We start from the raw sequence: 9624 nt of genomic DNA on the forward strand, positions 1-9624 counted from the left end.
GACCACCAACGAAGAAGAAACAGCTGCCTAACCATGAGGTAGCTCCACTACGTGTCCACCATTTGCGGGCAACCCCAGGTGTTAAGCGAAGAGAGAAAGCGATGTGGCTGTTCGAACACCACTTCGGAGCGATCGAACCGTGTCTGCACCGCAACGTAGGTTATTAGCTAGATCGGAAAAATGATTAATGAACAGGATTAACAGGCAGGGAGTGGGACAGTGAGCGGGAAAGGAGAAAACGGTGGGAAGTAACGAGACCTTTAACCTCGTGCATGAACCGTGGATCAAGTGCCGGACCGCGGAGGGAAACCAGCTGCTGAGCATCCGCCAGGTGTTCGACGGCAGTGCGAAGCCGCTAGCCGTCGTTGGGGATTCCCCCACGCAGGATTACGCGGTGCTGCGGGTATTACTCGCCATATTTTGGCGGGCGCACTACCACGATTTTGTGCGGCGTTACCCGAGCCCACGGTCGCGCAAGAAATTTGAGTGGGAAACGTGGTTCCTCGATACGAGGGAAACACTGCGGGAGACGGGGAAGGACGAGGTCGTGCTCGGCTATCTGGCTGATATCGAGAACCGCTTCGACTTGCTGGACCCGACGGTGCCCTTCATGCAGGTAGCTGACCTTCATACGGCGAAGAACACCAGCAACGAGATCCGCCGAATCTTGCCGGATTCGGAGGATAGCTATTTCACCATGCGCACCGGGCCAGGCCGAGTGTCGATCAGCTATGACGAAGCGGCACGCTGGCTCATCCATGCCCAGGCTTACGACTACTCGGGTATTAAGTCCGGGGCCGTGGGGGATCCACGGGTCAAGGGAGGCAGGGGCTACCCCATCGGGCAGGGCTGGTCCGGTCTAACCGGAGGCACCGTTATCCGAGGGGCCAACCTACTCGAGACTCTCGTGCTGAACACCACGGAGTCCTGCGTTCCCACTGCCGCTGAGACGGATAAGCCGGTGTGGGAGCGCGAGCCCGATACCGCCGCGCCTCAGGACCTGGAAGCCACTCAGCCGAAGGGACCGGCGGACTTGGCGACGTGGCAGTCCCGCAGAATCCGGCTCTTCACCGAAGATGGTGTGGTCACCCGGGTGCTGGTGAGTAATGGCGACCGCATCCCGAATGCTGGGCTGAACGTCTTCGGGGACCCGATGACCCCTTATAGGTTCAGTAAGAACAAGTCCAAGAAGGGCTTTGAGGCTTACTACCCGCGGCCCTACGACGAACAGCGAACTACCTGGCGCTCGCTGGATGCCCTTGTTGCGGTGGACGGAGACCCAGGCTTCTCAAGCCGGGAGCTGCCGCCGAAAAGGCCGGAGAATGTCGATAACGTCGCGAGAATCCTCGAGGATCGGGAGGTCCTCGACCTGCAGATTGTGTCGATGGCCTATGGCCCGCAGAGCTCCACTTACGGCACAATCGTGAGCTCCTCCATCGGGCTACCAGTGCATCTGCTCCGGAACTCTGAGTGGAGCCGCGCGGTTCGTAATGATGTCCGTAACAGCGCGGAGGCCACGGGACGAGCGGCGACCGCGGTGGGCGCCTTCGCTGGCCAGCTGTACGTGGCTGCCGGCGGAGAATACGAATTCGGTGTCGATGCCGCCGACCGCCTCTATGCCCAGCTGGAGCCCCGTTTCCACAACTGGCTGCGGGGACTGGATCCGAAGAATATGGCACAGGAAGTGAGTTCCTGGCAGCACACCGTACGTGAGGCAGCGCTGGGCATCGCTCAGGATCTGCTAAACGGAGCGGGTCAAAAGGCGCTGATCGGCAGGCTCCTGGACGAGGACTCTGGTGGCCGCGTCATCAATGCAGGCACAGCATTTCAGCAACTCAAACGAAAACTCAACAAGGAATTACCCCTTACCGCCCCACAGAAAACGATGAGTGAAGAAGGAGAAGGCAATGGCGAGCGATCTTAAAGCAACCGCTCCGTCACCCGGTGTGGCTGCGGACGTGGCGGGCACTGGAACGGCGGAGGCGGCCACCACCACCGCGGAGCAGCGTCCGAACCTGAAATTTGCAGTTGGGCGCACGGCAGAGATCCTGCAACGTGACTACCTTACGGGTGGGAACACTGCGGCAGCCAATGCGCGCGGAACGCTGGCCGAGCTCCGTAAGGCAGGAGCCCTCAAGCTGGAGAACCACCCCCTCGCGCTGGAATCCGTACTTATGGCGCTGGTCGTGCCCCTGAGCGAAAGGGAGCAGGGGAAGTCGGACCACGCATCCCCGTCTGAGCGCGCGGCGTTCTATGCACTCACTCTTTTCGGCCAGCACATGCAGAGTTCCCAGCAGCCGGTGCATAACTCGGAGCAGTCTTTCGCCGCGGCCTGCGGTCGGCTGCACGCCACGGTGGAATCGAAGTCGATCAAACCGAGGTTTGACGCGATGCAGTCCGCGTTTAACGAGGACACGCGCATGATCCACCTGCGCAATCTCATTGCGCTGCTGCGAGATAAGAAGATTGGCTTTGACTACGGGCAGCTTGCGCAGGACCTGCGAAGCCTGCAGAACCCCCGCCGGCGTAACCGCGTGCTCCTGCGCTGGGGCCGAGATTTCGCCAACGGAACATTCCGTGGCCGAGCCAACACCGAAGAATCCTAAACAACCACCACGGCAACACTGTCGATCACTAATCCGGAAGGAATCACCATGTCCAAGATCATTGATATCTACGCCCTCCAGTCCCTGCCACCATCCCTGATCAACCGTGACGATACGGGCGCGCCGAAGAACGCCGTCTTCGGTGGCGTGCCGCGCCAGCGCGTCTCCTCCCAGTCCTGGAAGCGTGCGATTCGCCGCTACTTCTTCGAGAACTTCGACGCCGCCAACATCGGCGACCGTTCCAAGCGACTCCCGGAGAAGATTGCACGTCAGCTCGAAGAGCAGGGCATGGAGCAGGGCACCGCGATCGAGCGAACCGAACAGCTTTTCAAGGCAGCTGGCATTAAGACGGCCGTCGAGAAGAAGCCTAAGGATAAGGACGAGACCGACGCAGAGGTTGCCTACCCACAGACCGGCTACCTGTTGTTCCTCAGCGCTCACCAGATCGACAACGCGGTGAAGGCGATCCAGGAACGCGACGGTAAGAACTTCACCAAGCGCGAGGCGCAGGCGATTCTCGACCAGGAGCACTCGGTGGATATCGCCATGTTCGGCCGCATGGTTGCCGACGATGCTGCATACAACGTCGACGCCGCTGTGCAGGTCGCTCACGCACTCGGGATCCACGACTCCGCCCCGGAGTTCGACTACTTCACCGCCGTCGATGACCTCGCCGAGGAGGGGGAAGAGACCGGTGCTGGCATGATCGGCACGGTACAGATGATGTCCTCGACGCTGTACCGCTATGCCACCGTCAACCTGGAGGGCCTGGCTGAGAACCTGGACTCCGAGGACGCAGCGAAGCAGGCTGCCGTGGAGTTCGTGGAGGCCTTCATCGCGTCGATGCCGACCGGAAAGATCAACACCTTCGCTAACCAGACCCTGCCGGAGCTCGTCTACGTCGCGGTTCGCGATACCCGCCCCGTCTCCCTGGTGAACGCCTTCGAGGCTCCTGTCGAAGCAACCGAGGACAAGGGCCGCCGCGAGGTCGGTGCCGAGGCACTGGCCCAGGAGGCGCGGGACGTGGCGAACGTCTATGGATTCAAACCGCAGGCCTCTTTCGTCATGGCCCTGGGGCAGCTGGCGGAGCCGTTCACCGATATCGCGACCCAGGTGACCCTTCCGGAGCTGAAGGAGCAGCTGGCCGGCGCCGTCGATCAGCTCATGGGTGATGAGTAATGGCTCATTCCCTTTTACTGCTACTCAAAGGACCCATGCAGTCCTGGGGCGACGAGTCCCGCTTCAGTGTTCGGGCGACGGCTACCACGCCAACCAAGTCCGGCATCGTGGGGCTGATCGCGGCTGCTCAGGGGCGGCGTCGGACTGACGGCGTGGAAGACCTGGCCAAGTTGCGGATGGCGGTGCGTGTCGATCAGTCGGGCAGCCTGCTGCGGGACTACCAGACGGCGCAGCCCTGGCTGAAGAACCCGGGAGCAAACGCCAGCCTCGTGACCAGGTACTTCCTCTCGGACGCGGCGTTCGTCGCGGCGGTGGAATCGGAAGATCGGGAACTGTTGGACCAGATGGCGGAGGCCCTGCGCAGGCCCGCTTACCCGCTGTACATGGGTCGCCGGTCTTGCCCAGTGCACCCTGGCCTTGTGATCGGTGTGGTGGATGGCGACGCGGAGTCTGCCCTGCGTGCGCACGACACGTGGCACGCCACCGCGGTGCACCGCAAGGAGTCGCCGAAGAAGGTGTCTTTGGCGATTTACCGGGATGCCAGCCCTGGTGAGGGTGGCTCGGTTCCCCGCCAGGACGTGCCGGTGTCCTTCAGCCCGGAGCACCGAAAGTACGGGTGGCGGGAAGTGATCCGTGCCGAGGACGTGGAGATCGACAACCCGGATGGTGACGAGAAGTCCGCGACGGGTGACGTGTTTTTTGAAACGGTGATGCGAGCATGACGACATTCACGAAAATTCGGCTTAACCCTCACCGGAGGGAAGGGCGAAAGCTGCTGAGCGACCCGCAGCGCATGCACGCCGCGGTGCGTGCCGCATTCCCTCCCGAGCTGGACGAATCGGACGCCAGAGTGCTGTGGCGTGTGGATCCAGGTGAGCACGAGCACGTGCTTTATGTGGTGGGTCCAGAGAAGCCGACGGGCGCGGTTCTAGTGGAACAGGCTGGGTGGGACACGCTTCCTGCGCAGACTGCGGACTACTCCAGGTTCCTGGGCAAGCTCACCCGTGGGCAGCGGTGGCGCTTTGAGCTGGTGGCCAACCCGACGTATGCCGAGCCCCGGCAGGGAGGGCGGGGCAAGGTGAAGGCCCATGTTTCTGTCCGGCATCAGATTGGCTGGCTTTACCGGAAGGCTGATGCGGCCGGTTTCGTGTTGGCTCCCCGGCTTGATGACGAGGTTAGTGACGAAGATCGTTCGCGCTGGTCTGAGTTCGACGCCCCTCAGGTCACGGAGCGTTGGACTGATGTTTTTCACCGCAACAAGGCGGGCGGTGGGCGCGGTCGGCCGGTGCGGATTGCGAAGGCTCGTTTCACCGGCACCTTGGAAGTAACTGACCCTGAGCTGCTGCGGCAGGCTTTGGCGCAGGGGATCGGCCGGGCCCGTGGCTACGGTTGCGGGCTGCTGACCTTGGCACCGGTAGGGTAGCCGTGCGCACCCCGCAGCAGGTCCCGATTGAGCGCCAGTCCCTGTCACAGATGGGGGATCGGATCTCTTTCCTCTACGTGGAGCGGGCGGTGGTCAGTCGGGACGGCAACGCTCTGACGATCACCGACCAGCGGGGAGTCGCTCACGTGCCCGCAACGCAGCTCGCTGTTTTGCTGCTGGGGACAGGCACTCGGATCACGAATGCCGCGATGGCTCTGCTGGGTGACTGCGGGGTATCGACTGTGTGGGTGGGCGAGCGTGGTGTGCGTTATTACGCTCACGGTCGCCCGCCGGCGAAGTCCTCCCGGCTTGCGGAGCTGCAGGCCAGGGTGGTCACGAATCAACGCAAACGCTTGGACTGTGCCCGTCGGATGTATGGCTTGCGCTTTCCAGGTGAGGACGTGTCGAAGCTGACGATGGCGCAGTTGCGGGGCCGGGAGGGCGCCCGCATGAAGCGGCTTTATGCGGCTGAGGCGAAGCGGACTGGTGTGGCGTGGAACCGGCGCCGCTACGACCCGAATGATTACGATTCCTCCGACCCGATTAATCAAGCGTTGACGACGGGCAGCGCGGCGCTTTACGGCATCGCCCATGCTGTGATCGTCGGGCTTGGCTTCGTGCCTGCTTTGGGAGTTATTCATACGGGAACTGACCGGTCTTTTGTTTACGATGTCGCGGACCTTTATAAGGCGGAGGTCTCCATCCCGGCTGCTTTCAACGCCGTTGCATCCGGCACCGAAGACGTGGGACCCATGGTGCGTCGATTGGTTCGGGACGCCGTTGTGGAGAAGCGATTAATGCCGCGGATGGTTCGGGATTTGAAGTTCGTGATGAACGTGCCGGATGACGAGCCGCTGAGCGACATCGAACTCATGTTGTGGAGTGAGCTTGAATTGACCTCTGCGGGTATGAATTGGGCGCGGGAGGGTGTTGAGCAGTGATGGTGCTGATCGTTACCGCTTGCCCAGCGGGGCTGCGAGGGGATCTCACGAAGTGGTTGATGGAGCTCGCGCCGGGGACGTTTGTGGGGAGGCCGTCGGCGCGGATTCGTGAGCTTCTATGGGATCGAACGGTGGAGTTGTGCAAGGACGGTCGTGCACTGCTGGTCTACAGCAGCAATAACGAGCAAGGTATGGAGTTCCGCACGCATCGGCATGACTGGGAACCCACCGATTTTGACGGTCTTAAGCTCATGATGCGCAAAAGCGATAGTGAGAAAACACGACGCAGAACGGGCTGGAGTAGGGCCCGTCAATTGAGACGGAAGTACGAGAGTCGGTAGGTCAGACCTGGGGCTCGTAAGAGTTAAAGCTAGAATGAGGCTTAGGCTCGAATATTCGCTGGTCGTCCAGTGTGCTCCCCGCGCCAGCGGGGATGAGCCGTAAACGACCATGTGCATCACTCCGGGATGACGGTGCTCCCCGCGCCAGCGGGGATGAGCCCGCGACGAGAACCAGACGCGTTCGGTTCGTGGAGTGCTCCCCGCGCCAGCGGGGATGAGCCCACCTCGAAGCGTTCCCACAGTTGGTTTTCCCGGTGCTCCCCGCGCCAGCGGGGATGAGCCCGGGTGGCCACTCCACGGCAGCCGACCCCTTCAGTGCTCCCCGCGCCAGCGGGGATGAGCCGAAGTAGCGGGGAAGGAGGGCGTATGGCTCTCGGTGCTCCCCGCGCCAGCGGGGATGAGCCGTGCTAGACAATATCGAAGAATAGCTTGGCTACGTGCTCCCCGCGCCAGCGGGGATGAGCCGCCTGCGGCTTCTTTATCGACGGGGCCGTCGTAGTGCTCCCCGCGCCAGCGGGGATGAGCCCACCGCCCCGTGCGCGTGCTCGTAACGGTTGACGTGCTCCCCGCGCCAGCGGGGATGAGCCGCTCCTCGTGCGCGTCCCACACCGCCCGCTTGAGTGCTCCCCGCGCCAGCGGGGATGAGCCGGACCCCAAGTAGGTCCGGTAGGCCGACTAGTCGTGCTCCCCGCGCCAGCGGGGATGAGCCCCAGGTACACGGGATTTAAAGCGCTTATTGATCGTGCTCCCCGCGCCAGCGGGGATGAGCCTGAATAACACGACGAAGGCGCGGCCTAACGCCCGTGCTCCCCGCGCCAGCGGGGATGAGCCCCAGAGCCGGAACCTGAACCGGAACCTGAGCCAGTGCTCCCCGCGCCAGCGGGGATGAGCCGAAAGCGGGGCGGGACTCCGTATACGCCCGCGCGTGCTCCCCGCGCCAGCGGGGATGAGCCCGGGCGGGCGGTGATCTTCAGCCTGGAGATGAGGTGCTCCCCGCGCCAGCGGGGATGAGCCGTCCGCTGCGGCTCCCGCAATACTGTTTTCCTCGTGCTCCCCGCGCCAGCGGGGATGAGCCCGCCGCGTCCAGGGACGTGTCGATCACCCGACGGTGCTCCCCGCGCCAGCGGGGATGAGCCGTGGCGCGCCCAGCTCGCACGCGTGGAAGCAGAGTGCTCCCCGCGCCAGCGGGGATGAGCCCCGCCACGACCTCCCGCGACGGGTCAACCGTCTGTGCTCCCCGCGCCAGCGGGGATGAGCCGGCGGCGCGGAGAAACCGGACGTGGAAAACCTAGTGCTCCCCGCGCCAGCGGGGATGAGCCGGCCTCGATCACATCAATCGCTTCGAGGCCTGCGTGCTCCCCGCGCCAGCGGGGATGAGCCCCACTGCGCGGTGATATCTGCGCTTGCGCCACCGTGCTCCCCGCGCCAGCGGGGATGAGCCCAACGAATAAGCCAGGGTCCCACCACGGGCCATGGTGCTCCCCGCGCCAGCGGGGATGAGCCCCTGGTAGTGGTGCTCACACAAACCGGGCGGGTGTGCTCCCCGCGCCAGCGGGGATGAGCCTGGGGCCTCGACATGGCCACCTGGCCAGAACGCGTGCTCCCCGCGCCAGCGGGGATGAGCCTGTTTTCCGCCGCCCAGTGCTCGGCTTGTTTTTGTGCTCCCCGCGCCAGCGGGGATGAGCCCGGCATGAAGGTGTGGAAGCTCGTCGCCATGGTGTGCTCCCCGCGCCAGCGGGGATGAGCCTCTGTCACAGCAGCCTCCTATCTACGCCCACGGGTGCTCCCCGCGCCAGCGGGGATGAGCCCCCCTCGGCGGTGACCGCGCTGACGATGGTTCCGTGCTCCCCGCGCCAGCGGGGATGAGCCCAAGGACGGGGACACCGAGACTCCAGCGCAGGCGTGCTCCCCGCGCCAGCGGGGATGAGCCCGGCCACGGCAGCACCGGCAACTAACCCCCGACGTGCTCCCCGCGCCAGCGGGGATGAGCCCTCCGATGGCCTGAGGTTAATGACCTGACCGACGTGCTCCCCGCGCCAGCGGGGATGAGCCCGATTCATATTTCAACACGCACTTCCACATGAAGTGCTCCCCGCGCCAGCGGGGATGAGCCCACCGTCCAGGGTGATCCCAGACTCGGTGAGGAGTGCTCCCCGCGCCAGCGGGGATGAGCCCACCCCAATCCACGCAGGCCAACCCACCCACACGTGCTCCCCGCGCCAGCGGGGATGAGCCTGCGGGTCAGACAGTGCCTCCTCGACGGTCAGGGTGCTCCCCGCGCCAGCGGGGATGAGCCGCAGTCACCACACTCATGGCCTGGGCAGACGACGTGCTCCCCGCGCCAGCGGGGATGAGCCCGGAAGGGTCAATGGTGGGGTTAACGGAAGGGTGTGCTCCCCGCGCCAGCGGGGATGAGCCGGTTGAGGGCGCTAGGCAGCTTAGAAAAACTTTGTGCTCCCCGCGCCAGCGGGGATGAGCCCATTCCTGGCTGATGCCGCGAAGCAGACAGAGCGTGCTCCCCGCGCCAGCGGGGATGAGCCTCTCGGCCACAGCGTCAACTAGGGTCTTGCCGCGTGCTCCCCGCGCCAGCGGGGATGAGCCCTTCTCAAAAATTCCCATAGTGGACACCATAGGGTGCTCCCCGCGCCAGCGGGGATGAGCCCACTTCTGACCTGTCCTGGCAGTTCATGGGTGAGTGCTCCCCGCGCCAGCGGGGATGAGCCTGCCACCCCGGCTGTCCAGGGGCTGGCCACCACGTGCTCCCCGCGCCAGCGGGGATGAGCCGTACGGGAACGGGGCGCGTAAGACTTCCGGTGCGTGCTCCCCGCGCCAGCGGGGATGAGCCCCGTCCGCGTCGTTGACGGTTTCGCACCGGTTCGTGCTCCCCGCGCCAGCGGGGATGAGCCCTAATCCCAGAGCCAGACAACCCCTACGACGAAGTGCTCCCCGCGCCAGCGGGGATGAGCCCCCGTTAACACGCCCCCAGCGCCGCGCCCCGGAGTGCTCCCCGCGCCAGCGGGGATGAGCCGGAACTGCTGGAGCTGATCCACAGCCCGTTCAAGTGCTCCCCGCGCCAGCGGGGATGAGCCGGGCGGCGTGCTCGGATTCCTTGGTGGCGCTATGTGCTCCCCGCG

At 64.3% G+C, this 9624-nt stretch carries 7 protein-coding genes and 1 CRISPR repeat array; all 7 genes read left to right on the forward strand.

All coding sequences use genetic code 11. The features are described from left to right. Window positions 1-241: 241 nt before the first annotated feature. From casA to cas2e, 7 genes are read left to right on the forward strand one after another with little or no spacing between them, the layout of a single operon-like run. Window positions 242-1924, forward strand: coding sequence for a type I-E CRISPR-associated protein Cse1/CasA (casA, locus tag QP997_RS09080; RefSeq protein ID WP_284846929.1), 1683 nt, complete (start codon window positions 242-244; stop codon window positions 1922-1924). Next, entirely contained in the window at window positions 1908-2606 is a 699-nt protein-coding gene (casB, locus tag QP997_RS09085; protein WP_284846941.1) for a type I-E CRISPR-associated protein Cse2/CasB, read from the forward strand. Before casA ends, casB begins: the two co-directional genes overlap by 17 nt. A 48-nt stretch (window positions 2607-2654) precedes the next feature. Continuing rightward, a complete protein-coding gene (gene cas7e, locus QP997_RS09090; protein ID WP_284846930.1) occupies window positions 2655-3785 on the forward strand; it encodes a type I-E CRISPR-associated protein Cas7/Cse4/CasC in 1131 nt (376 codons plus the stop codon). Beyond that, a complete protein-coding gene (gene cas5e, locus QP997_RS09095; protein WP_284846931.1) occupies window positions 3785-4507 on the forward strand; it encodes a type I-E CRISPR-associated protein Cas5/CasD in 723 nt (240 codons plus the stop codon). The genes cas7e and cas5e overlap by 1 nt, the downstream gene beginning before the upstream one ends. Beyond that, the gene (gene cas6e / locus QP997_RS09100) at window positions 4504-5208 is read left to right on the forward strand and encodes a type I-E CRISPR-associated protein Cas6/Cse3/CasE (RefSeq protein ID WP_284846932.1); all 705 of its coding nucleotides are present in this window, start codon (window positions 4504-4506) and stop codon (window positions 5206-5208) included. The genes cas5e and cas6e overlap by 4 nt, the downstream gene beginning before the upstream one ends. A gap of 2 nt (window positions 5209-5210) precedes the next feature. Beyond that, window positions 5211-6149 (forward strand): type I-E CRISPR-associated endonuclease Cas1e, encoded by a 939-nt coding sequence (gene cas1e, locus QP997_RS09105; protein ID WP_284846933.1) that lies wholly within the window; start codon window positions 5211-5213, stop codon window positions 6147-6149. Further along, complete coding sequence (gene cas2e / locus QP997_RS09110; RefSeq protein ID WP_284846934.1) at window positions 6146-6490, forward strand: type I-E CRISPR-associated endoribonuclease Cas2e; 345 nt, start codon at window positions 6146-6148, stop codon at window positions 6488-6490. Before cas1e ends, cas2e begins: the two co-directional genes overlap by 4 nt. A 71-nt stretch (window positions 6491-6561) precedes the next feature. Beyond that, a CRISPR array of direct repeats spans window positions 6562-9579; the repeat unit is 28 nt; unit sequence GTGCTCCCCGCGCCAGCGGGGATGAGCC. The last annotated feature ends 45 nt before the right edge of the window (window positions 9580-9624 follow it).

Source organism: Corynebacterium sp. MSK039, assembly GCF_030232315.1.
Taxonomy (GTDB): Bacteria; Actinomycetota; Actinomycetes; order Mycobacteriales; family Mycobacteriaceae; genus Corynebacterium.